The organism is Psychromonas sp. L1A2, assembly GCF_009828855.1.
Classification (GTDB): Bacteria; Pseudomonadota; Gammaproteobacteria; order Enterobacterales; family Psychromonadaceae; genus Psychromonas.
The window spans coordinates 844290-869112 of the sequence record NZ_WUAG01000002.1 but is presented as its reverse complement, the minus strand read 5'-3'; the positions used below and the strand labels follow the sequence as shown (position 1 = coordinate 869112).

Below are 24823 nucleotides of genomic sequence, written 5' to 3'. Positions count from 1 at the left end.
TTCGATTTTATTATACTTTTTATCAACAACATTTATATGTCGTATTCTTTATAAAAGGATTTTTTATAAAGAAAAATAACAGCTAAACGATAACCACTTAAAGAAGGAAATATGATGTCTTCTACATTTTATGCACAAATCAAAACACAAATAGAAACAGTAAAGAGCGAAGGATTATATAAATCAGAACGTATTATTACTTCTGCGCAAAAAGCCGCTGTTTCAATTTCTACAGGGCAGGAAGTATTAAACTTTTGTGCCAATAACTATTTAGGTTTAGCCAATCATGAAACGCTTATTCAAGCGGCAAAAGACGGCATGGATGAACATGGTTTTGGGATGGCATCAGTACGTTTCATTTGTGGTACGCAAGATTCACATAAAGTATTAGAGCAAAAGCTATCTACTTTTTTAGGCAAAGAAGACACCATTCTTTACACCTCATGTTTTGATGCCAATACCGGTTTATTTGAAACTATTTTAGGTAAAGAAGATGCGATTATTTCAGATGCGTTAAACCATGCTTCTATTATTGATGGTGTTCGTTTATGTAAAGCAATGCGTTTTCGTTATGCTAACAACGACATGACAGAGCTTGAACAACAATTGATTGCTGCCAAAGAAGCGGGTGCTCGTCATACCCTTATTGTTACTGATGGTGTGTTCTCAATGGATGGCGTAGTGGCAAACCTACCGGCTATTTGCGATTTAGCTGAACAATATGACGCATTGGTGATGGTTGACGATTCTCATGCCGTTGGGTTCATGGGTGAAAATGGAGCAGGTACCCATGAATACCATGACGTGATTGACCGAATTGATATTATTACTGGTACGTTAGGTAAAGCGATGGGCGGTGCCTCGGGCGGTTATACCTCAGGCAAAAAAGAAGTTATCGATTGGTTACGTCAACGATCTCGGCCCTATCTTTTTTCTAACTCGGTAGCACCTGCGATTGTATCAGCGTCTATTCGGGTGCTTGATTTACTCGCTGAATCTGGACATTTACGCACCAAACTATGGGAAAACTCAACGCACTTCCGTACCCGTATGGAAGCTGCTGGGTTTACCATGGGAGGGGCTGACCATGCGATTATTCCTATTATGTTGGGTGATGCCAAAGTGGCTGCTGAGTTTGCTGAACGTGCATTAGTTTTAGGTATTTACGTGGTGGCTTTCTCTTTCCCTGTAGTGCCTAAAGGGAAAGCTCGTATTCGTACACAAATGTCTGCCGCGCATTCTCGTGAACAACTTGATACCGCGATTGATGCGTTTATTAAAGTTGGGCAAGAGATGGAGTTAATTGGTCATGAAAATTAAAGCGTTAGCTAAATTAAAGCCTGAACAAGGGCTGTGGATGACTGACGTTGAAAAGCCTGAAGTTGGGCATAATGATTTGCTTATTCGCATTAAAAAGACAGCAATTTGTGGCACTGACATCCATATTTATAATTGGGATGAATGGGCGCAACAAACTATTCCTGTTCCTTTAGTGGTTGGTCATGAATACGTTGGTGAAGTGGTTGGCATGGGGCAAGAGGTTCGCGGTTTTAAACTCGGCGACCGTGTTTCTGGAGAAGGACATATTACCTGTGGACATTGCCGTAATTGTCGTTGTGGTCGAACTCATCTTTGCCGTAATACAAGTGGCGTAGGTGTTAACAGAACGGGGGCATTTTCTGAATTTTTAGTATTGCCTGCGTTTAATGCTTTTAAGATTCCTGATCAAATTTCAGATGATCTTGCGTCTATTTTTGACCCTTTTGGTAACGCAGTTCATACGGCTTTATCATTTGATTTAGTGGGTGAAGATGTGTTGATTACTGGTGCTGGCCCGATAGGCATTATGGCCGCAGCAGTTGCAAAACATGTGGGTGCTCGTCATGTGGTGATCACTGATGTTAACCAATACCGTCTAGATCTTGCTAAAAAAATGGGCGTTACACGTGCCGTTAATGTGAAAGATGAAAAGCTAGAAGAGGTGATATCTGAATTGGGTATGACAGAAGGTTTTGATGTGGGGCTAGAAATGTCTGGTAACCCATCTGCGTTTAATAGCATGTTAAAAAATATGAACCATGGTGGTAAGGTCGCTTTGTTAGGCATTCCACCTTCAGATATGGCAATCGATTGGAATCAGGTTATCTTTAAAGGGTTAGTGATCAAAGGTATTTATGGTCGTGAGATGTTTGAAACGTGGTACAAAATGGCTAGCCTTATTCAATCTGGCTTAGATTTAACGCCTATTATTACACATCACTTTAGCGTGGATGATTTCCAAAAAGGTTTCGATATGATGCGTTCTGGTAAATCAGGAAAAGTGATTTTAGACTGGGAAAAATAGTGGATTTGTTGCTAATTGATACTGCTACTAGCTGAGTAATACTGGTCGATGTGGCTGCTTGAAACTGCTGCTGGTTAATACTACTGCTGGTCGATGTTACTGGTTGTTACTGCTGGTTAATCATGTTGCTGCTTGATACTGCTGTTAGCTTATAGTTAGTCATAAGTACTAAAAGGTTTTCATTGGTCGAATACACTGAAAACTAGTTAAACATTGATACCATTCCGAAAAATCAATCGGAATGGTATCAGCTTAATGTCGATGTATAGTTATAGTAGTTATAGAAGTTATAGAAGTTATAGAAATTATAATCGCTATTGCCGCTATGTTTAAGCTCAGTTTATGAGAACGTTAAGCCAGGTTCATCAACATTACTAGTGGCGACTTTAAGTCGATCAGTCAGCTCTGTGTACTCTGAACTAAGAATTGTGTCGACATAATGCCATTGGCTTTCAACTTTCTCTTGAGTGAAGGTGAGGGTTAAAAAACCTCTATCTTTAGCATTTGAATACTTAAGCCCCTCAATTAAAGAAACAAAACCATCCTCTGTACTTTCGATCGCGTCATCACTAATATTTAAATAATACTCAAGTCCGGGTGACGAGATGGAAGCCGTTGCAAACTCAACACCGACAATTTTATCATCGCTATTAGATAACTCATTTGCCCATGCATTATGTGTATCACCCGCCACAACGACTAAATTTTTTGATGCGTCATTAAAGATGGCCAATACTTTATCTCGCTCTGTTGCATATCCATCCCATGCATCTAAATTATATGGTAGTTCAGGGAAGGATAATAAACTAAGAGCATCAGCAGTCAGTTTGTCTGCATTGGCTTCATAATAGGTCTGCTCATCGGTGGTTATCGTAGAATCTCCAGCTTCGATACGTGCTGCTAATAAAGCTAATGCTCCTAACTCTGCATAATCCGTTGTACTCATGGCATTTAATGCAATGGCACCAGGTAATTTCATTTCACCCATTAATACTTGTTGACCTAATAATTGCCAACGGCCGTTATTGACACTCACGCTATCTTCAAGCCACTGTAATTGCTCTGCCCCGAGCATGGTTCTTTCAGTTTCATAGAGATCTTGGTTAAACGTTTCTTCATCAAACAAAACACTACCATCAAAATAATTTGCATAGTCGAGCTGTTTTTCACGTGCTAAAACACGGGTATCTAACATGTATAAATCAACAAGATCACCAAATGAAAATTGACGATAAATTTCTGCATAGTTACCTTCACTCCAAGGGCGGATAGGTAACCATTCAAAGTAAGCTTGCAAGGCGGCAAGTTTACGTTCTTCAAAACTACCTTCATCTTCGGTATGGTTTGCTGCGCCATCACTCCAAGTATCATCAGCGACTTCATGGTCATCCCAAACGGTGATAAAAGGCACTTTACTGTGTAATAGTTGTAAATCAGGATCGCTATGGTATTGAGCATAGCGAGTACGATAATCACTTAAACTAAAAATTTCAGTTTCGGGTAATACTTGACGATCTATTGCTTCAGCATTATCGCTGCCGTACTCGCCTCGACCGTATTCATAAATATAATCACCGAGATGCAAGATGGCATCTAAATCATCTTGTTGTGCGGCTAAGTTATACACATTAAAAAAGCCAGCAGGGTAGTTGGCACAAGATAACACGGCTAATTTAACGGAGTCAGGCGAGCCATCGGGTAAGGTTTTAGTGGTACCTATTGAAGAGGTTGTGCCATTACTGATGAAACGATAATAATAAGTAGTGCCGGCAGAAAGGCCAATAGCATCTACTTTAACGGTATAATCTCTTGCGTTGCTGGTGGTCGTATTACCTGTATTTACTAATTGAGTAAAAGCTTCGTCTGTCGCTATTTCCCAAGATACCGTAATTTCACCTTCGGTTGTTGGTGTTACGCGAGTCCATAAAATAATGGCATCCGTTAAAGGATCACCACTAGCGATACCATGATTGAAGCCAATATTATTGTTTGTTTGAGCGTCGTCATCATCGCTAGCACAGCCCATTAAACCATATGATACAACCGCGGCACCTGCCCCTTTCGCTGTTAATATTAGGAAGTCACGACGAGAAATAGATCCTTTCATTCACTTTATCCTTCTGCGTTAAAAATGTTTGCATTAAAATAGTATAGAGTGAGTTTGTGACAACTAAATGATAAAATAGTTAGCTATTTATCGTTTAAATATTATTTTATATCCCATGTAAAACGTAGACAGGTGAGTAACTTAGGTTATTTATTCTAACAATTACTATTTACGCTTGGTTATAAGGGCAACGGTTTATTATAACGGTATGAATTATTCTGCAATTAAATTTTCAAATAATCTATCACAGCCTTTTTTTAATTCGAGCAATTCTTCCAAAGGCAATTTAGCCTTGCATAACATTTTTTCAGGGACGGCTTCAGCTTGTTTTTTTAAATTAATACCTTGCTCTGTTAAAAAGATTTCACGTACGCGTTCATCATTTTCACCGCGTTGTCGTGTCAAGACTTGCTTACTTTCAAGACGTTTTAATAAAGGCGTTAAGGTACCGGAATCTAAATGTAGTATCTGCCCTAGATCTTTTACATTGATACCGTTATTGCCCCAAAGAACAATCATCACTAAATACTGAGGATAAGTTAAATCAAGTGCTTTTAGCATCGGTCGATATGCACGAACAATGGCATTGGCTGTACTGTATAAAGAAAAGCAAAGTTGTTTTTCAATGGCCAAGTTAGAACCGGGTTCTATTATTGAGCAGCTATTAACTTCTTCACACTTATTCACCTTTAAATCTACCTTATCGTCACTCATATTCAATCCGTTAAATAATTACATTGTGCACAATATACTTGCATTATGGTTTCAATGCGAGATATACTTGCTACACAATTAAGTTGTGCGCAATTTAATTAGAATGATAATTATTTCGATGTGGCATATATGGGGTCATGTTAGATCCATATTGATCGTAGAGTAAAACTGAAACGTATAGAGCCTATGTTGTATAAACAAAGCCGATTCAATGTAATGTATTCAAGTAAATCAGTTTCAGTAATACAAAATTTTTAATAAACGATGAATAGAATAAATCGTTTTAAAGGAGTCATAGATGAACAATTTTAGCTACCAAAACACAACTGCAATCCACTTCGGACAAGGTCAAATTGCAGCGATCGCTAACAGCATTCCAAAAGACAAAAAAATATTAGTCACTTACGGTGGTGGTTCTATTAAGGGCAACGGTGTTTACGATCAAGTTGTTGCAGCACTAGCCGACCATAACTGGGATGAGTTTTCAGGTATTGAGCCAAACCCACATTACGATACATTAATGAAAGCTGTTGAACGTATTCGTGCAGAAGGTTTTGATTACTTATTAGCTGTTGGTGGTGGTTCGGTTGTTGATGGTACTAAATTCATCGCTGCTGCAGTGAACTTTGAAGGCGCAGAAGCGTGGGATATTCTAGCAAAACAAGGCAAAGTTGAAACAGCATTGCCATTAGGTTGTATCTTAACCTTACCAGCAACAGGTTCTGAAACGAATACTGGCGCAGTAGTAACAAGAGGCACAGAAAAACTAGCATTTCAAAATGCATTGGTTCGTCCTCAATTTGCTATTCTTGACCCACAAACAACATTAAGCCTGTCTGAACGTCAAACTTCAAATGGTGTGGTTGATGCGTTTGTTCATGTGATGGAGCAATACCTAACGTACCCAGTTAACGCAAAAATTCAAGATCGTTTTGCAGAAGGCATTTTATTAACATTAGTTGAAGAAGGTCCAAAACTGATTGTTGATTTACAAGATATGGAAGCACGTACCAACGTTATGTGGGCTGCGACTCAAGCACTAAGCGGTTTAATTGGTGTAGGTGTACCTCAAGATTGGGCAACACACATGATTGGTCACGAACTAACTGGTAACTTTGGTGTAGACCACGGCCGTAGTTTAACCATCGTGTTACCTGCAATCATGCAAGTATGTCGTGAAGAGAAAAAAGCAAAATTATTACAATACGCTGAGCGTATTTGGAATATCACTGAAGGTTCTGATGATGCGCGTATCGATGCAGCCATTGAGAAAACAAAAGCATTCTTTTCTGCAATGAAAACACCAGTATCGTTAAGCGAAATCGACTTAACACAAACTGATGTTGACACCGCAATGGTAAGTTTAGAAGCACACGGTATGACTAAGCTTGGTGAAAATGGCACGATCGATTTAGCACGTTCTCGCCAAATCTTAGAAACAGCACTTTAAGTTAATCGGCTGTTTAAATAGACGGTTTAATTGTTTTGCTGACTAACATCAAAGTCATTAATGGTTTTGGTGTCGGTCACTACTAAACTGAGCTAAACTAATAAGCTAAACTAAAAAATAAAGTTATTTAACGATATTTGAAACTTGAATCTGCCAAATAATATAAACGCATGTCTAAGCAATTAGGCATGCGTTTTTTGTTTTTAGGCTCTTTTATTGTTGCATCGATGCCAAAATAAATTCAATCATCGTGCGTATTTTTAGTGAGGGAGTTTTACTTTTATACAACACATTAACAGGCATTGCTGGTGGGATATGTTCTTTTAATATCTCTATCAATTCACCATTAGCAAACTCTTCTTGTAATAGCAGTAGAGGTTGTAACAAAATTCCCGTCCCTTTGAGTGCTGCTACTTTTAAAGCTTGTCCGCTGTTAGACGTTAGGCGTGTATGTTGCCTATCAAATGCATGAGTATTTATTCTTAAGGCAATATTGGCTTGAATATGGTCATAGCTGAAGCCTAAACATTGATGGTTAATTAAATCACTTAAGGTTTCTGGTGTTTTGTGTTGAGCAAGGTACTGAGGCGAAGCACAAAAGACCATTTGATAGTCTGCTATTTTGCGTGCAATAAGCGACGAGTTAGCTAATTCACCAATGCGAATAACCACATCAACCTGTTCATGTAATGGATCAATTAAACCGTTATCCAATATTAACTCGATATTAATATCAGGGTACTGCAGCAAAAAATCAGCCAAAATAGGCGCTAATACAATATTGCCAAAGGTCACAGGAGAGTTAATACGTACCGTGCCTTTCGGGTTATTTTCTAAACGTTGCAAACTATTTTCAGCGTCTGCAATATCGTCCAAAATACGCGTGCATTCTAAATAATAAATTTGTCCTGCTTCAGTTAAAGATTGCCTACGGGTGGTTCGATTAAGTAATTTGGTACCTAAATACGCTTCTAAATATTTAATGTGTTTGCCAATCATAGTCGCCGTCACTGAAAAATTGACCGCTGCCGTTGCAAAACTGCCATGTTGAGCGACGTATACAAATACCTGCATACTCTTTAATTTATCCATATTGACAACTTATAGTTAGTAAACAATAAACTCGATGGTCGTTTATCAACTATAAATAGTCAATTAGAATTATTGGTTGTCTTATTTCATCCACATATTAAGGGCCATCTATGTTTAAACAAGGTTTGTTCATTACAGCAGAACTTCGCATTAAAGCTGAAAGCGATCTCGATACCGCCATTTCGGCAATTCAAACTTTTTGTGAAGGAATGAACAGCGAGCCAGGGTGTTCAATGGCCGTCGTATTACAAGACAAAGACGATCCACGTCGTTATATTTTTTGGGAACGTTATAATAACCAAGAAGCTTTTGAACAGCACTTTAATGCCGAACACACTCAAACATTTATCCAGTCGGGATTGACTGATTTGGTTCAAGCATTTGAAAGCAAATTATTAACAGGAGATAAATAAGAATGAAAAAGACACTTAATTGGGGAATATTAGGCACCAGTTTTATCTCTGGAGAAATGGCAGATGCCATCGTTAAAGAAGGTAATACTCACCTTTATTCCGTTGCAGGTCGTTCCGTCGCAACATTAACTGAGTTTGCTAATAAATATGATATCAAAAATACATTCACTGACTTTGATATGCTGATTAACGATCCTTATGTCGATATTATTTATATTGCCTTACCTAATCACATCCATCACGACTATGTAATAAAAGCCGCTAACGCTGGCAAAGCCGTATTATGTGAAAAATCATTATCAATCGACATGCAAAAAACACAGGCCGCTTTAGCAGCAGTGAAAGAAAACAATACTTTCTTTGTTGAAGGGCTGATGTACCTCACTCATCCCTTTATTAACACCATTGCAGAAACCATTAAATCTGGCGCAATCGGAGAAATAAAATCGATTACTGGTCAATACTGTGCCGCGATAGAACAGTTTGTTAACCCTGACAGTAAGGGGGCATTGTATAATTTAGGTTGTTACCCAGCATCATTAATGCACCTATTAATCAAACAACAGTTTGGCAGTGAAGTGAGCGATAACTATCAAATAAACGCATCGGGCCTACGTGGTGATGATGGAAATATTTGCGAGTCAGCTGCAACTATTCAATATTCAAACGGCATTACTTGCCAATTACACACTGCAGAAAACTATGGCTTACATTCTTCATTTACAGTCCTAGGCAGCGAAGGAAGTTTAGTATTAACGTCTAATCCTTGGTTACCTGATGCAAGTGGTAATAGTTTTGCTATAACAAAATATGAACAAAAAACTGAAACGATCACAGTAGAAGCAGACGGAAATGGATTTTTATATCAAGTGAAATCAATTCGTGAAGCCTTAGAACAAGGCCATAAAGTTTTACAACGACCTGCTGCAACACCAGAAGATTCAGAACAGATAATGAAGTTATTAACCGATTGGGAAGCAGCAACTTTAGCGTCTTTAGTTTGATAAAGACAAATGTAATCAATAAATATAAATGGTTTAACTTATAAAGTGTATTAACAGAAAATGATATCAGTTGGAGGTTATAAAAATTCTCCGACTGATATCAGAGCATCATGAAGTTGTATTGCATTGCTGTTAATTAGTAAGGGCAAAGGACACGCAGAGCTTAGTCCGTCCATAACACTATGCTGTCGCATAAATCGATCTATGTCTTAGCTTACTAAAGTGACTGATTTAATCAGAAACACTTAACGGAGAAATAGATGTAGTCATATCGAGTATCGACTTTATTTATTAGCTAATAGCTTTGCTTAGGCAAAAAGCAAGATCTGACCTATTGGTGCTTTCTTGAATTTAAGATTAAAAACGTAGCCTTATTATTTTTAATTAATGATCGAAACACCATCGATTTCAATAACCGTATTAGCATCCGTTCGTTCAATTATTTTTACTAACGTCGATTGAATCGTTTCGTCTTCCCGAGCGTCATTTTCACTCAAAAACGTTTGGTCTTGTGGTTTAGCGTTCTCATCCGCAGTGAACGAAACGATGACTTTAGTTGCAGAATCCGACGTTTGACCAAAATACGCTAATGAGATCTGAGGGTAGCCGTTAAATCCTTTTTTAACTTGCTTCGCGATACGTTTTTTTGCTTTATCTATATTCATCATTGAATCCTTGTGACAGCCAAACCAGAGAAAATATAACGAGGTTATAGAATAACCTATACGGCGGAAAATGATTTAAAAATAAAGCCCTATAATAAAAAAATTATAACCTTCTTAATGCACTGTTCATAGATTACGTCGTTATTTAATAAGGAAGAAGTGAGCTAGCAAGGGCAAAGGACAAGCAGAGCTTAGTCCGCTCATGTAACTATGCTGTCGCATAAATCGCTCCATGCGTTGAATGAACCTACAGCAAACGTCCTGTTTGCTGTTGCTGAAAGTCCTTCATCGTTTGGGAAAGCTCAACGGCGGGAGGGGGTTGTAGCCACATTGATTATCGTTTTTATTATGAGTTTTTGATGTGGTGTTTTAAAAAGACAAAAAGCAAGACTTGACCCCATTCACTTTACCTTTTAGCTATTTCTTGTACCAGTCTCAATTGATACACGCTCAACTTTATATCTACGTGCTGTTGTATTTATCAAGATGACAGGACTTCATTATCAGGTATGTGTCCCTCGGATATTCTAGGTCTAAGTGCGTAAACAACTTCTCTGTCTACAGTTGCAACTTTTTGGACGTATTCTTTGTTGTCTTTTTTGGAAAATAGATAGCGAGTAATTAGAGTTACAATAAAACCACTAAGAATCCCTCCTCCTATCCCGATAACCCAAGAATTATTGAATATATCCACTTACTCACCCGTATTGAACTGCTTGTTAAACCATTTTTATACAACTACAATGGACTCATTAAATGACCTAATAAGAGACCACTTAAATGACCACTAGAATCTTAGCTGACGTTGCTGCCAGTATCACTGAGCTCAAAGCAAATCCAATGAAAGTTGCAACAAGTGCCTATGGCGAGCCTGTTGCAGTACTCAACAGAAATGAACCAGCATTTTATTGTGTACCTGCTGAAGCCTACGAAATGATGATGGACAAAATTGAAGATCTTGAGCTTTTAGCTTTAGCAATAGAACGACAAAATGAAAGTAGCATTTCGGTAAATATTGATGACTTATAATCTCGAGTTCAAGAAAAGCGCACTAAAAGAATGGAATAAGCTAGGCGCTACACTCAAAAGTCAATTTAAGAAAAAACTAATTGAACGCCTAACTAATCCTCACATACCAGGGGCTAAGTTATCAGGCGCAGAAAATATGTATAAAATTAAACTTCGCCAATCCGGTTATCGTTTAGTTTATCAAGTCACAGATAACATTATCACTGTAACTGTGCTTGCAGTCGGTAAACGTGAACGAAGCGATGCTTATAAAAAGGCGACGAAACGTCTCAACGACTGATTGTGGTTTAACGCCTCATTAAGAGGGAATTTATAGTTGGTTAAAATGTTGAACGCAGTGAAAAAATAATTGTAAATTTTCCTGCTTTAAGAACAAAGTATTGAGCAAAGTATTGAAAAACCACTCTTTGAAGTTGTTCATTGAAGTTGTCTTTTAAAATCAAAAACCGATTAACCACGAAAGAGAAAGAAGGTTAGGTCAAAAGCCTTACTATTAACTAACATTGTAACTTTTCTTCGTGTCCTTCGTGTCCTTCGTGCAGCGTAGTGGCTTCGTGGTCGCTTGTGGTCTTTTAAAATCAAAAGCCGATTAACCACGAAGACACGAAGGGGAAAGAAGGTTAGGTCAAAAGCCTTACTATTAACTAACATTGTAGTTTTTCTTCGTGTTCTTCGTGCAGCGTAGCGGCTTCGTGGTTGCTTGTGGTCTTTTAAAATCAAAAGCTGATTAACCACGAAGGCACGAAGAGGAAAGAAGGTTAGGTTAAAAGCCTTACTATTAACTAACATTGTAGTTTTTCTTCGTGTCCTTCGTGCAGCGTAGCGGCTTCGTGGTTGCTTGTGGTCTTTTAAAATCAAAAGCCGATTAACCACGAAGATACGAAGGGGGAAGAAGGTTAGGTCAAAAGCCTTACTATTAACTCACATTATATTATAGCTTTTCTTCGTGTCCTTCGTGCAGCGTAGCGGCTTCGTGGTTACTTGTGGCCTTTTAAAATAAAAAACCGATTTAACCACGAAGACACGAAGGGTGAAGAAGGTTAGGTCAAAACAGTATTATTAAAGAATATTGTGGATTTTATTCGTGTGACGATATCATGGTTTTAATGAAGTCCACGTTTATCGACAATGGCGAAAACCAAGGATAAAAGTGAGATCATTGATTAAACTTGGCGTAAGTGAACGTTTAGCTATTTCTTGTGCCAGTGGGGTTATAAAAGCACCAGTAAAGTACCTTGTTGTAGTTCGAAAACCAAAGGGAGCAATAGTGCGATCAGTAATGAGTTTTTAGCCAGACAAGGCTTGATATCATTAAAGGATTTGTGGATTAATATTCACTATTCATCATAAGATGAACCGCTCTGTGCGAAACCACATGTAGGCGGGCGAGGTTGAAAGTTAGATACCTACGGCTACCCGATTATACGCTCTAGTCAACGTGCATAGCAGTTTTTGCAAACTCTTTTAAATGCCTTTTTGCTTTTTCAAAGCTTGCTTTGGCAACAAGATCATTACTATTAGTTTTTAAATATTCTTCCAAGTATTTTACTTCAATATGTACTAAGTCAATTTTAATTCTTTGCAACCAATTTGGAGTACCTAAATTATGTCTTTCCCAATTTCGATTTATAAAAGGGTTTTCATAATATGGAATGTCTTCGAATGACTCTTTGCTTATCCCTTTTTTAATTAAAAGAGATTCAAATTCACTTTGTAGGTTTTCATCGCTTTCTTGTAGATGCTCAAGTAAACCTTTAATTCCATCAATTGCCTTGTAGGCACTTTTGATAACCTGAAAGAAACTATTATCCCCTTTAACTTCCATAGCTAAACCAGTATCAACGAATACATGATTAACATTGTTTAATCTTTCAATATCTCCCCAATATTTTTTCATTTCATGGGAAAGTTTTACTAGTTCAGCCTCGTCAATTTTAAAATTATCTTTTTCAAATAGCTGCTCATGTTCATTCTTTATTTGGACGAGTCTTTCTACTGGATACTCTTCCACATCATCTGTTTCGATATGATGTGGATAACAAAGAATTAGTAAATTTTCATAACTTCGGCGGAATTCATCATAGCTTTCTTCATTAAAGCGTTCGCCTCCCGTCATTGCCGCTTCAATGTGACATACTTGACCAATAAATTTATTTTTATTGTTCATTATTGGTTGGGTACAACCGGGAAAGGCACATTGATTTCCTGACCTTGCGAAAAGAGCTCTTAGAGTATTTGTCTTAGGTGCTAAACGAGCCATGCAAATCCTTTTTAACGTTTAAAGCTCTTGTATGGCGAATGTAAGTGAATAATAGTTACAAAGTTTTCGCTAAATTTCCAGTACTTAGGGTTGAATTATTGAATTATAACCTCACTTATTATGTGTTAACTAAATTAAGGAGTTCCTTTGAGCACAGCTGTCCCTAAAGTATTTATATCTTACTCTCATGATGACCAAGCCCATAAGAAGTGGGTCTTAGAACTCGCACAACGTTTACGTAACGCTGGTGTAGATGCAACCTTAGACCAATTTCGCCTTAGTCTAGGTGATGATTTAGGTAGCTTTATGGAAAAAAGTGTTGCTGAATCAGATCGAATCATTATGATTTGTACTGATGCATATGTCGCTAAAGCAAACGATGGCCTAGGTGGTGTTGGCTATGAAAAAATGATTATAACCGCTGAATATATGAATCAGATCGACACAAAAAAAGTTATCCCACTGATTCGTCAAAATGGCACGCATAATGTACCAATATTTCTAAAAAGTCGTTTACACATCAACTTCTCTCGTGAAGATGAATTCGAGTTACAGTTTGATAACCTTCTTCGTGAAATTCATGAAGCCCCACTATTCAAAGAGCCTCCTGTAGGCAATAATCCCTTCGAGTCTGTAACAGAAAAACCAGTTGAAAGCGTAACAGATAAAAAGACTGAGTTAGTTAAAAACTTAATTGAGAGTTATAACGAAGGAAATGTATTTTATACTTTTAACGACTTACACCATAAATTAGCTTGTTCAAAAATATTCGCTGAGGTTTACATTAATGATCTTAGAAAAGATGGATTTATAAAAGATGAAACATCCTATACACCGTATGGTGGGGGTGTTTTTGGTTTTGCATTAACCGACAAAGCAAAATTATATGCAATACAACAGGGCTGGGTAACAGAATAATAACTTTAGATAATGTGGAACAACATGAGTCGCCTAACAGCTTTATTAACTCAAAAATGGAATTTTAACGGTGGAAATACGACAAGAGTTAATGATATAAAATCTTATTATTACTTTACGTTGGTTTGTCGGTAAAACAAAGAGCTATAGTTAACTTGTGAATTTTTAATCATTTAAAAGCGTAGAAAGTGTTGGACAGTCATTCATTGAAGTTGCTATCAGTAATGAGTTTTTAGTCAGACAAGGTTTGATGTTATTAAAGGATTTGTGAATTAATATTCACTATTCATCATAAGATGAACCGCCCTGTGCGGAGCCGCATGCAGGGTGGTGTGGGGGCTGGGGGGGTAGATACCTCCGGCTACCCGATTATATTTTGTCACTAATCGTTTTTGCTAGATTAATGTTTTTTTCTGGCACTTTAGGAAAACACACTCGACCGATTGTATTAAGCATTACTTTCCGGCATTTTGTGGCAAACCTCAAATCTTTATTGTCCGATAGATACTTAGCGACAATAAAAAGATCAGGGGTAAATACTAATGCAGTTGAATTTGTTTTAGCACCTGAATAACATTTTGTAGTGAATGGATCATTTCTTTTCTCTAACTCTTGTAACCTGAAAGCATTTCCAAATAAAACAGGTTTAGCAGGACTCTCTACTTCTTCTCTTTCAAGATCCTCATGTATATTCAGAGCTAGTTGCCTTAACTTATCAATGTTTAATGCTTTATTATCTTTTCCTTCAGCTTCTCCGATTAGCCTTCCTTCTTTAGATTCAAATACTGCGTCAAACTCAGACTCACTGTTCTCAAACTGAGAGACAGAAAAACCTAATATTTTCAAAGCGTCTAAGATAGCAAACTCTAACGGTTTGCCTTTTTCAAATAACAGATTCCTTAGCTGACCACTCTCATTCAATTTTTTTATAATAGATTCTTTTTTTAATTGAATATCTGCCAGATCTGACTCAACTTTCAATAGTTCAGAATCTAATTTTTCTTCTTTTTTAAGCTTATAATTTATTGATTTAGACCACTCAGGCTCAGCAGTCAGTTCATCTGAATTTTTTATAGCTTTATCTACGCTGACAACTGACTTAGTAAACTTTAAAGCAAATTTCTTAGACTCAGCACTCCCCCAATCTCCTTCATCATCAAAAAACTCATCAGGATAAAAATCAATATCAGGGAGTAGGATGAGAGCTCCATTTGAGTTTTTAGACCTTATTATAGAACCGACTGTTTTATCGCCATTTTTAGTTAACAAACTTGCAGGTACTTTATCTCCAATTGTTACTTTGTAACTTGATTGATTTGAATACTCTTTCCAGTATGAAGATATTAATTCTGCATGTTTTGGAGCAAGTTTAATTTCTCGACCTTTGGTTTTAACTACATTTATTTCGGCAGGTATAATTTGATAGTTATCATATGGTGTAACGTGCCTAGTTGTTTGTCTATTTTTACCAGTTCCTGAATACGTTTTTTGCCCAGTAGCTATGAATATTTGAGCTAGTTCTGAAAGAAAGATAAATACTGTTTTCCCGCATTCTACTGACTCAAGAATTTCTCTCCTCCAATGTTGTACTTTATCTTTTAACCTAAAGGAATCATGATCACTCAAAGAAGGCTTACCTTCGAACATATCGGCATTTGATACAAAGTCATCAATATCAGGCTTAAACAAAACAATGTCATAATCAAGAAGTGACGAATCGCTATTAAAACTACAATAATTAACACTATCATTGTTTAACTCAAAACCAATTGTAACAATGTTTTTTTGTGCCATGATTGATAACTCCTGAAGAAAAACATAACGCCGCAATAAGCGGACTAAAATTGTTGGTTATAATGTGTAGCGAAGCGAAACTTAACCAACTGTTTTAGTTCCGTTTAATTGCCTTGTTGAACGAAGCCGCTGTGCGGCAGAAAAACAAAAGACCAATAACGTTCATACTTATTATCCACATCACGTCCTCGTGATGAATAATAGGAGTATAAGCGATGAACACTTCAGAACAACAACACTTTGACCTTTTATATCAACAACATTTGACTAACCTAACACTGCAAGGCATGCGACCCGCTACCATTGACGCGTACTCGAGAGCTGTCCGTAGAATAAGTGCTTTCTTTGACTGCTCACCTGATACATTAACCAAAGCCGATTTAAAAAACTACTTTGCACAACTCATTCAAACCCCATTCATGGAGCACCATAAAATTAGACCGTAATGGCCTACAGTTTTTTTATAAACATACCCTCAATAGACAATGGGAATGGCTCAATATTGTCAAACCACCACAAGTAAAACACATTCCTGACATTCTCACGCCACAACAAGTTGGCTTGATGATTAGCCACACTCGTGCGTTGCGTTATCAAGTGTTTTTTCTTGTTTTGTACAGCATGGGATTACGCTTAAGTGAAGCCCTTGATTTGACCGTGAACGACATTGATAGCCATACCATGCAAGTGCATATTCGCGAAGGTAAAGGAGGCAAAGACCGCTTGCTACCTTTACCTAAACGAACACTCTCTGCGTTACGTTGCTACTGGTCAACGCATCGTCATCCTCAGTTGTTATTTCCAAGTATTGGTAAAAATACACAGGTGCCAATGGATAAAGGCAGTGTGCAGAAAGCCTTGAAGGAAAGTGATTGTTGAGCTGAGGATTAATAAAAATATTAGCCCTCATTCACTGCGCCACTGCTTTGCAACTCATCTCTTAGAGCAAGGTATTGACCTACGCTCCCTGCAAATACTATTGGGACATCACAGCCTGAATACGACAGCGAAATACACACAACTTACCCCACTCAAACAAAAGGATAACGTCACCGCCCTGAATAAGTTAACTAATAAATTAGCCATTCAATGGGAGGTCTCATGAGCCAATTTATTGCACTACTTGGTCGCTATCAAGCGCAACTGGAGCAACAATATGGTGGATTATTGAATCAAGATATTCGCCGCGCCATCATTGACATGTTGCATTGTAAGCAGGATGAGTCTCGTTATAGCCAATGGCATTGTGGACATTGCCTGCATGACCAACAACACCTTGCATCCTGTGGGAACAGAAGTTGCCCACAATGTTTGCATCAAACCACATCAAATTGGTTAGCCAAACAAACCGATAAGTTATTACCCGTACACTATTTTATGGTGACCTTTACCTTACCCTATCAGTTCAGAGTACTTGCTCAAAAACATCCCAAAGCCCTCTATCAATTGATGTTTAAAATCACATCGAATTTACTAAAAGACTTTGCATCACGAGAGGATAAAGGCAACTTAGGCTTTACCAGTGTGCTGCATACTCACAATCGCAAAAGAGAACTACATCCCCATCTACACATTGTTATTCCTTCTGGTCGCTACGATGCAAGTAAGAAGCAATGGCATAAAGGGGATAAACGCTACCTGTTTAATGCTTTTTCGTTAGCTAAGGTCTGGCGAGGCAGAATGATGGAGGCAATCAATCATCACCCTCAGTTAGCACTACCGACCAACATCCCCAATAAATGGGTGGTTGATTGTCGTAAGGTAGGATTCGGCTTGTCATCATTTCAATATTTATCACGGTATTTGTATCGGGGCGTGTTACCCGACAAAGATATTATTCACATAACCGATGAAGAGGTTACGTTTAGATATAAAGAAGGTCACACCCATTTGATGAAGACACGCACTTTACCCGTACTTAAGTTCTTATGGTTGATACTGCAACATGTGTTACCTAAAGGATTACAGCGAGTACGTGATTATGGGTTTTTAAGGGGAAATGCGAAGCGATTACGCTTACAGATTCTGTTATTGCTTGGCGTGAATGTAGTGGTAGTGCCAACACCACCAAATGTGATGAAACGTATAAATTGCATTTGTCCCTGTTGTCAGCACATCATGCAATTTATGGGCATGGGACGACTGAGTCATTAATGTCTCTTTACGCTTGAGCTTCATAAGTTCATCGGCAGGCAGAAAAATAGAGTGGTCAAAGTAATAAAAGGAGGTTGATTGGCATTCAACATAAAAATATAAGGCACTGATATAATTGGGCTATCGATTGTATCTTAGCGAGACTCACCCTCAGAAAACTGAATCATCAACATTCCTTTAGTATAAAAACCGCTATTTACTATAATAAGTAAACCAACCTCAAACGGGCTTGTCCAACACCCGAATAAGGTGTCGGCTGCGCGACACCTATTCTTGTTTGTTATGTGCATTTTAAACCCAGCTAAAATAGAGGAAAACTTTACCCCTAATATACCTTGATTGTTGATCATTTTTTCAAATGTCACTCCTACTAACTTAGGCTCAAATAGCTCAGTTGGATTTGAAAAATTGTGAGTTATGTAAATGGGCCCCCCACTTATTCCTTGAGGTTTAGCAGGAGGAATTTCTTTCTGGTTATTTGTAAATGCTTTCTTTAAGGATATATCAATGCCTATATACTCCTCGCCAAACCCCAAAGCACTTAGTGTTTCACGCTTAGAGCTTTTACCGAAGTAACCATATCGGACATTTGATAAAACATCTGTTTGCCAACGAATTTTATTTTGGGTTTCAGGAAGCCCATAAGCACATAAATAATGTTCAGGTTCAATCTTTCCCATGAACATATCAGCTTCAGAAATAAACTTAGTGAATATCCTATCCCAACTGATATTTTTTGGCTTTATAGCGACAACATCTAATTCATTATCCTTAGCATTAAATACTATATATTTATCGAAGCTTGTAATCTGAGTGAGGTTCCCGTCAACAATTGCAAATATTTGGTCATCAGAATCTTCAGAATACTTTTGGTTTTTCTTTAGCACATGCCCTGCTGTAATAAAGTAAACCTCCTCATCAATTTTTACCGCAAACATAGTACCTGCATGGTAAGGTTTAGAGTCATCTTTTAACTTGAAAAGAGATGTTACAGAACCTGCAAATATATTGGGGGAAAGCTCAATTCCCTCTAAAACAGTATTCATATTAAATAGTTCCGTATTATGGTTGATTCGAACAATGCAGTGCACATAACAGCTTTATTAACTCACAAAATGTCATTTTAACGGTGGAAATACGACAAGAGTTAATGATTAAAATATTATTATTACTTTACGTTGGTTTATCGATAAAACAAAGAGCTATAGTTCACTTGTGAATCTTTAATCATCTAAAAGCGTAGGATGCTGCAATATTTACGGTGGAAATACTGCAGGTGAGAGATATATAAATTTATTGATTATTTGAAAGCATTAACTCAAATAAAGTCAGATAAATTTAACACTTTAAATTACAGACATAAAAAAACCTAGCGGTGCTAGGTTTTTACTATTCTACAATTTAATAAATCATCTTAAAAAGATAACTCGATCCTAGAACGGAATATCGTCATCAAAGTCCATTGATGGCTCATTAAATGACGCTGGAGCTTGTTGCGGTTTTGCCTGTGGCGCTGGAGCAGGCGTTGGTGCCGGACGTTGCTGTGGAGCAGGTGCTGGCGCAGGTCGTTGCTGTGCAGGTGTTGGCTGTGGCTGATAAGCTGGTGCCATTTGCGGTGCAGGCTGGTGTGCTGGTGGCTGTTGCGGAGCATTACCCCAAGACTGTGCTGGTGCAGCCGCTGGTTGTGGCGCTGCGCTTTGGTATCCACCTGGCTGTTGCGGTGCTTGGTAAGGCGCTTGGCCTTGTCCTGCATTTTGATTACGCGCATCTAGCATTTGAATGTCGTTTGCAATGATCTCAGTTTTGTAACGATCTTGACCGTCTTGACCTTGCCATTTGTTGGTTTGTAATTTACCTTCAACGTAAACTTTTGCACCTTTTTTAAGGTACTGGCCAACCATTTCGCCAAACTTACCGAATACAACAATGTTGTGCCATTCAGATTTGTTTTCGTATTCGCCTGTTTGTTTGTTTTTCCAGCTTTCCGTGGTTGCGATAGAGAAGTTCGCAACAGCGCCACCGTTTTGGGTATAACGCATTTCAGGATCTTTGCCTAGGTTACCTACTAGGACTACTTTGTTTACACTACGGTTAAACATATTCTTGCTCCGCTATTTCGACTTATTTAAAGTATTTGTGAGTGCTAGTTAGTTAACTACCACTTAAAATTTATTGCGCTTTTTCTTACTTAACTGTTAGTTAAATCGTTACTTAGCTAATCACTAAAATGATGACTTAAGTTGTGAATGAAACTATGACTTAAAAATTGAGTATTAGTTTTGCTATAAACAGTATTTTTGTTAGTCGTCACAATTACATTTAATGCGCTTTCTAATGCAATTAGTTAATCAATTAACTGTTGCTTACTTTTATCTTGTTAATAAACGTAGAAATACGCTTATTAGTTAGGTTATGTCTATTAATAGATAATAAAAGAGACATTAACATTAACTTTGTTAAGCATAAAAATAAGCAAATATTGTTGACTAGTTTATAGGATCTTGCCCCTACAATACCACCCATAAATATCTTAAAAATAGATATGTAGCGTATAACTTGGTTTCGGTGCCCCACACAGCAACAAGTGAGCGCATTAAATTAGTTTTTAAAATAGTTTTCTGAAAATTATGGCGGTAAAAGCGCAGGTAAGAATAAGCGTCTAAGAAGATCAAGACTGTTAGTGTTGCTGCATATTAAGCTAAATAAATAGTGTTTACTTTATGACACGATAATCATTCGTCGTATTATCTTTTTCGCGCAATAAAACTGTAAAGTCTTTATACTGCGCAGGTTATTATTTTATTTGTTTTTCTAGAACCTTTTTGGAGTTTTTTGTGCTGAGTTATCGTCATTCATACCATGCTGGGAATTTTGCAGATGTGTTAAAGCATACTGTATTAGCCTCTATCCTTGATTACTTATTGCAAAAAGATAAAGCTTTTTGTTATTTGGATACCCATTCTGGCTGTGGTGCTTTTCAATTAGATTCAGCTCAATCATTAAAAACAGGTGAGTTTAAAAACGGGATTGGTGCGTTATGGGATCTTAAAAACTTACCGGTGCCAGTATCTCGTTATTTAGATCAGGTTAAAGCATTTAATGGGGAAGGTGCGTTACTGTCTTACCCTGGTTCTCCGATGATTTGTAATCAAATGCGTCGTGATGACGATCGTATGTTTTTATTTGAACTACACCCGAATGAATTTACTAACATGCGTGGCAATTTCTCTGGTGATCGCCGCATTAAAATGGCGAATAGCGATGGCTTACAAGGTTTAATTGCTACTATGCCACCTAAAGAGCGTCGTGGTTTGGTGTTGATTGATCCGTCTTATGAAATTAAAACAGAATATGATGAAGTGGTTGACAAGTTAGTTGATGCTCATCGTCGTTTTGCGACAGGAACTTATGCTTTATGGTATCCCGTTGTTAAACGCACGCTGATTAATAAAATGGAAAGAGCGTTAAAATCGTCAGGCATTAAAAATATCCAGTTATTTGAATTAGGTATTGAAGCTGATAAAGAAGAACGTGGCATGACGTCAAGTGGCATGATCGTGATTAATCCGCCATGGACGTTACAAAAAGAGATGCAACATAGTTTGCCATTCTTAGCTGAAACATTAGGGATTGACGGTGAAGGTTTTTACCGCATCGAAACGTTAGTCGCTGAATAAATCTGTAAGTAGCTAAATAAGTAAATAAGTAAATAAGTAAATAAGCCCGTTTTAAATATTGGCTAGTTAGCATCTGTATCACTAGCCAATCAAGTTTTTTCCTCAACGTGCCTCAACAATAAAGCCTCTATTATTAGTATCTTCTTTAAACCGTTTTTTCTTTAAGCATTCTTTTGATTAATTCGTTTCTTTATTAAGGGATTTTCGAAGTGGTTTCTGCATTTTATTTCGAGTTTTATATCTGCTTAAACGTTAAAAAATAATATTTATTGTCTTTAAACTAGGATTTTTCAATCAATATAAACTCAATAAACTATTTGTATTGAATGACGACTAATTCGTTAGGTGGGATGTTTGGTTGTAAATTACTGATTCGCTTATTCATAAAGGTTATATTGAGTAATAAATTATTGCTATGACTCTATTTATCGCTACTTTCACCAGCACCATCTGCATGATATATTAGCCTCCATTTATTTTTCATCTATTTAGCCCTTAAAGACTCATTTTTTAAGAATACCTAAATTGACACTTTTACATGGAATAAGTCATGACTAAATCGACCGCTGATATTCGCCAAGGATTTATGGATTTCTTTGGTAAGAAAGGGCATCAGACAGTGAGCAGTAGTTCACTCGTCCCTGAGAATGACCCTACCTTGTTATTTACTAATGCAGGTATGAATCAATTTAAAGATACCTTTTTAGGCACTGAAAAAAGAGCTTATACGCGCGCAACTTCAAGTCAACGTTGTGTTCGTGCTGGTGGTAAACATAACGATCTAGATAACGTTGGTTACACTGCTCGTCACCATACTTTTTTTGAAATGTTAGGTAACTTTAGTTTCGGTGATTACTTCAAAGAAGAAGCGATTGGATTTGCGTGGGAATATTTAACTGACGTTCTGAAAATACCAAAAGAGAGACTGCTTGTTACTGTTTATGAAAGTGATGACGAAGCATTTTCATTATGGGCTGATAAAATCGGCGTACCAGAAGATAAAATCATTCGTATTGGTGATAAATCACCTGAGAAAAAATACGAGTCTGATAACTTTTGGTCAATGGGTGATACGGGTCCTTGTGGTCCTTGTTCTGAAATATTCTACGATCACGGTGAGCACATTTGGGGCGGTCCTCCAGGCACACCTGAAGAAGATGGCGACCGTTTCATTGAAATCTGGAACATCGTTTTCATGCAATTTAACCGTAGTGCTGATGGTTCAATGGAAAACCTACCTAACCCATCTATCGATACGGGGATGGGCTTAGAGCGTATTTCTGCGATTATTCAAAATGGTCATTCAAACTACGATATCGACCTATTCCAAGGGTTGATTCAGAAAGTAGCTGACGTAACAGGCGCACAAGATTTACAAGATAAATCGTTACGTGTTGTTGCCGATCATATCCGCTCATGTGGTTTCTTGATCTGCGATGGTGTTATGCCGTCAAATGAAGGACGTGGTTATGTGCTACGTCGTATTATTCGTCGTGCTGTACGTCACGGTCATAAACTAGGTGCAAAAGATGTGTTCTTTTACCGTATTTATGAAGAGCTAATTAAACAAATGGGCGATGCTTACCCAGAACTAGGTCAGCAACGTGAATTCGTTGAAAAGATCTTACGTTTAGAAGAAGAGCAATTTGGTAAAACGCTAGAGCGTGGTTTACTGATTTTAGATAACGAGCTAGATGCGCTACAAGGTAGTGTTATTCCTGGTGACGTTGTATTTAAACTTTACGATACTTACGGTTTCCCTGCTGATTTAACAGCAGATATCGCGCGTGAACGTGAATTAACTATCGATGAAGATGGTTTTGATAGTGCAATGGCTGAGCAACGTAAGCGTGCTCAAGCAGCGAATAACTTCGGTAAAGACTATAACGACGTATTAAAAATCGAAGGCAAAACTGAGTTTATTGGTTATCAAGCACTAGTAGGATCTTCTACCGTGACGACGTTAATCAAAGAAGGTCAGTTTGTTGATAGTTTAGTCGAAGGTGATAACGCACAAATCGTGCTAGCTAAAACACCATTCTATGCAGAGTCGGGCGGCCAAGTAGGCGATTCGGGCGTGCTTAAGTTCAGTAATGGTATTTTTGTTGTAACAGATACTAAAAAATCTGGCGATGCTTTCTTACATATCGGTTACGTTAGTATGGGCGCTATTAAAGCGAACGAGTCTGTTGAAGCTGAAGTAGATGCTGAACGTCGTAAGTCAATTGCATTACATCATTCTGCAACCCATTTATTACACGAAGCATTACGCCAAGTGTTAGGTGAGCATGTGACTCAAAAAGGGTCGTTATGTGATGCTGAGAAACTACGTTTTGATTTCTCTCACTTTGAAGCGGTATCAGCTGAAGCACTTAATAAAGTGACTTATATGGTCAACCAAGCCATTCGTAACAACTATGAAGTTGTCACGAAATTGATGGATATCGAAGAAGCTAAAAACCAAGGTGCAATGGCATTATTTGGTGAGAAGTATGGCGATATGGTACGTGTTGTTCAAATGGGTGATTTCTCAACTGAACTATGTGGTGGTACTCATGTACAACGTACTGGTGATATGGGGTTATTTATTATCACTTCTGAAGCGGGCACTGCTGCAGGCGTTCGTCGTATTGAAGCGGCTGCGGGTGACGCTGCTGGTAATGTATTGCAAAACTTACGTGAGCAATTCAACAAAGCGTGTGACCTTGTGAAAGGCGATACCTTCACGCTAGGTGAAAAGATTCTTCAAACACTAGACCGCAATAAAGTGCTTGAGAAAGAGTTAGCACAACTTAAAGCGAAAGCGGCAAGTGATGCAGGTTCGAACCTAACTGAACAAGCCATTGAGATTAACGGCATTAAAGTCGTTGTTGCTCACATGGAAGGTGTTGACCCTAAAACGTTACGTAATAGTGTCGATGAAATGAAAAACAAATTGCAGTCAGGCATTGTGGTATTAGCAACGACGGTTGGTGATGACAAAGTAAGTTTGATTGCGGGTGTGACAAAAGACTTAACTAAAAAAGTCAAAGCAGGTGATTTAGTCAACGTTGTTGCTATCCCTGTCGGCGGCAAAGGTGGCGGTCGTCCAGATATGGCAATGGCTGGCGGAAACAATCCTGCAGCATTAAAAGAAGCTCTTGCATTGGTAACTCCTTGGTTAACTGAACGTTTATAAAAATTAGGGGTCTATACCTTGGTT

At 37.9% G+C, this 24823-nt stretch carries 22 protein-coding genes; 14 read left to right on the top strand and 8 right to left on the bottom strand.

The window, feature by feature from the left end; translation table 11 throughout:
* The first annotated feature begins 111 nt into the window (after positions 1 to 111).
* Entirely contained in the window at positions 112 to 1320 is a 1209-nt protein-coding gene (locus GQR59_RS14205; RefSeq protein ID WP_201288112.1) for a glycine C-acetyltransferase, read from the top strand.
* Positions 1310 to 2344 carry an L-threonine 3-dehydrogenase gene (tdh, locus tag GQR59_RS14200; protein WP_160063771.1) on the top strand — a complete coding sequence of 345 codons (1035 nt, stop codon included), beginning with the start codon at positions 1310 to 1312 and terminating at the stop codon, positions 2342 to 2344. The genes GQR59_RS14205 and tdh overlap by 11 nt, the downstream gene beginning before the upstream one ends.
* A gap of 340 nt (positions 2345 to 2684) precedes the next feature.
* Here the strand turns inward: tdh and GQR59_RS14195 are convergent, their stop codons facing one another.
* Positions 2685 to 4451, bottom strand: coding sequence for an alkaline phosphatase D family protein (locus GQR59_RS14195; RefSeq protein WP_160063769.1), 1767 nt, complete (start codon positions 4449 to 4451; stop codon positions 2685 to 2687).
* A 213-nt stretch (positions 4452 to 4664) separates the two neighbouring features.
* The gene (locus GQR59_RS14190; RefSeq protein ID WP_160063767.1) at positions 4665 to 5165 is read right to left on the bottom strand and encodes a MarR family winged helix-turn-helix transcriptional regulator; all 501 of its coding nucleotides are present in this window, start codon (positions 5163 to 5165) and stop codon (positions 4665 to 4667) included.
* A 298-nt stretch (positions 5166 to 5463) separates the two neighbouring features.
* Here GQR59_RS14190 and GQR59_RS14185 point away from each other — a divergent pair, with 298 nt between their 5' ends.
* Positions 5464 to 6615, top strand: a complete 1152-nt coding sequence (locus GQR59_RS14185) for an iron-containing alcohol dehydrogenase (RefSeq protein WP_160063765.1) — start codon at positions 5464 to 5466, stop codon at positions 6613 to 6615.
* A gap of 213 nt (positions 6616 to 6828) precedes the next feature.
* Here GQR59_RS14185 and GQR59_RS14180 read toward each other — a convergent pair whose 3' ends face one another.
* Positions 6829 to 7707 (bottom strand): LysR family transcriptional regulator, encoded by an 879-nt coding sequence (locus GQR59_RS14180; protein WP_160063763.1) that lies wholly within the window; start codon positions 7705 to 7707, stop codon positions 6829 to 6831.
* A 110-nt stretch (positions 7708 to 7817) separates the two neighbouring features.
* Between GQR59_RS14180 and GQR59_RS14175 the strand changes: the two genes are divergently transcribed.
* Positions 7818 to 8120 carry a putative quinol monooxygenase gene (locus GQR59_RS14175; protein WP_160063761.1) on the top strand — a complete coding sequence of 101 codons (303 nt, stop codon included), beginning with the start codon at positions 7818 to 7820 and terminating at the stop codon, positions 8118 to 8120.
* A gap of 2 nt (positions 8121 to 8122) precedes the next feature.
* Positions 8123 to 9124, top strand: coding sequence for a Gfo/Idh/MocA family protein (locus tag GQR59_RS14170; RefSeq protein ID WP_160063759.1), 1002 nt, complete (start codon positions 8123 to 8125; stop codon positions 9122 to 9124).
* Positions 9125 to 9504: 380 nt separating this feature from the next.
* Here GQR59_RS14170 and GQR59_RS14165 read toward each other — a convergent pair whose 3' ends face one another.
* Entirely contained in the window at positions 9505 to 9789 is a 285-nt protein-coding gene (locus GQR59_RS14165; RefSeq protein ID WP_025565836.1) for a hypothetical protein, read from the bottom strand.
* A gap of 780 nt (positions 9790 to 10569) precedes the next feature.
* Between GQR59_RS14165 and GQR59_RS14160 the strand changes: the two genes are divergently transcribed.
* Positions 10570 to 10818, top strand: coding sequence for a type II toxin-antitoxin system Phd/YefM family antitoxin (locus tag GQR59_RS14160; RefSeq protein WP_160063757.1), 249 nt, complete (start codon positions 10570 to 10572; stop codon positions 10816 to 10818).
* Positions 10808 to 11098 carry a type II toxin-antitoxin system RelE family toxin gene (locus GQR59_RS14155; RefSeq protein ID WP_160063755.1) on the top strand — a complete coding sequence of 97 codons (291 nt, stop codon included), beginning with the start codon at positions 10808 to 10810 and terminating at the stop codon, positions 11096 to 11098. Before GQR59_RS14160 ends, GQR59_RS14155 begins: the two co-directional genes overlap by 11 nt.
* A gap of 1149 nt (positions 11099 to 12247) precedes the next feature.
* Here the strand turns inward: GQR59_RS14155 and GQR59_RS14150 are convergent.
* Positions 12248 to 13078, bottom strand: coding sequence for a hypothetical protein (locus tag GQR59_RS14150; RefSeq protein ID WP_160063753.1), 831 nt, complete (start codon positions 13076 to 13078; stop codon positions 12248 to 12250).
* A gap of 147 nt (positions 13079 to 13225) precedes the next feature.
* On the opposite strand from GQR59_RS14150, the gene GQR59_RS14145 reads away from it, so the two are divergent.
* Positions 13226 to 13996: a toll/interleukin-1 receptor domain-containing protein gene (locus GQR59_RS14145; RefSeq protein ID WP_160063751.1), complete on the top strand. Its 771-nt coding sequence runs from the start codon at positions 13226 to 13228 to the stop codon at positions 13994 to 13996.
* Between the two features lie 369 nt (positions 13997 to 14365).
* Here GQR59_RS14145 and GQR59_RS14140 read toward each other — a convergent pair whose 3' ends face one another.
* Positions 14366 to 15790, bottom strand: coding sequence for a hypothetical protein (locus tag GQR59_RS14140; protein WP_160063749.1), 1425 nt, complete (start codon positions 15788 to 15790; stop codon positions 14366 to 14368).
* A 215-nt stretch (positions 15791 to 16005) separates the two neighbouring features.
* Between GQR59_RS14140 and GQR59_RS19045 the strand changes: the two genes are divergently transcribed.
* The 4 genes from GQR59_RS19045 to GQR59_RS14130 are packed head-to-tail and all read left to right on the top strand — an operon-like array spanning position 16006 to position 17944.
* Complete coding sequence (locus tag GQR59_RS19045; RefSeq protein WP_236546776.1) at positions 16006 to 16236, top strand: phage integrase N-terminal SAM-like domain-containing protein; 231 nt, start codon at positions 16006 to 16008, stop codon at positions 16234 to 16236.
* On the top strand, positions 16184 to 16669 hold the full coding sequence (locus tag GQR59_RS19040) for a tyrosine-type recombinase/integrase (RefSeq protein WP_268893004.1): 486 nt from the start codon (positions 16184 to 16186) through the stop codon (positions 16667 to 16669). Before GQR59_RS19045 ends, GQR59_RS19040 begins: the two co-directional genes overlap by 53 nt.
* Complete coding sequence (locus GQR59_RS19035; protein WP_268893003.1) at positions 16659 to 16895, top strand: tyrosine-type recombinase/integrase; 237 nt, start codon at positions 16659 to 16661, stop codon at positions 16893 to 16895. Before GQR59_RS19040 ends, GQR59_RS19035 begins: the two co-directional genes overlap by 11 nt.
* Positions 16892 to 17944 (top strand): IS91 family transposase, encoded by a 1053-nt coding sequence (locus GQR59_RS14130; protein WP_025564307.1) that lies wholly within the window; start codon positions 16892 to 16894, stop codon positions 17942 to 17944. Before GQR59_RS19035 ends, GQR59_RS14130 begins: the two co-directional genes overlap by 4 nt.
* A gap of 134 nt (positions 17945 to 18078) precedes the next feature.
* Here GQR59_RS14130 and GQR59_RS14125 read toward each other — a convergent pair whose 3' ends face one another.
* Together GQR59_RS14125 and ssb are read right to left on the bottom strand one after the other, a co-directional pair.
* Positions 18079 to 18990, bottom strand: coding sequence for a hypothetical protein (locus GQR59_RS14125; protein WP_160063747.1), 912 nt, complete (start codon positions 18988 to 18990; stop codon positions 18079 to 18081).
* A 387-nt stretch (positions 18991 to 19377) separates the two neighbouring features.
* A complete protein-coding gene (gene ssb, locus GQR59_RS14120) occupies positions 19378 to 20043 on the bottom strand; it encodes a single-stranded DNA-binding protein (protein WP_160063745.1) in 666 nt (221 codons plus the stop codon).
* Between the two features lie 735 nt (positions 20044 to 20778).
* On the opposite strand from ssb, the gene GQR59_RS14115 reads away from it, so the two are divergent.
* A complete protein-coding gene (locus GQR59_RS14115) occupies positions 20779 to 21621 on the top strand; it encodes a 23S rRNA (adenine(2030)-N(6))-methyltransferase RlmJ (RefSeq protein WP_160063743.1) in 843 nt (280 codons plus the stop codon).
* 550 nt (positions 21622 to 22171) lie between these two features.
* A complete protein-coding gene (gene alaS / locus GQR59_RS14110) occupies positions 22172 to 24799 on the top strand; it encodes an alanine--tRNA ligase (protein ID WP_160063741.1) in 2628 nt (875 codons plus the stop codon).
* Positions 24800 to 24823 lie beyond the last annotated feature (24 nt).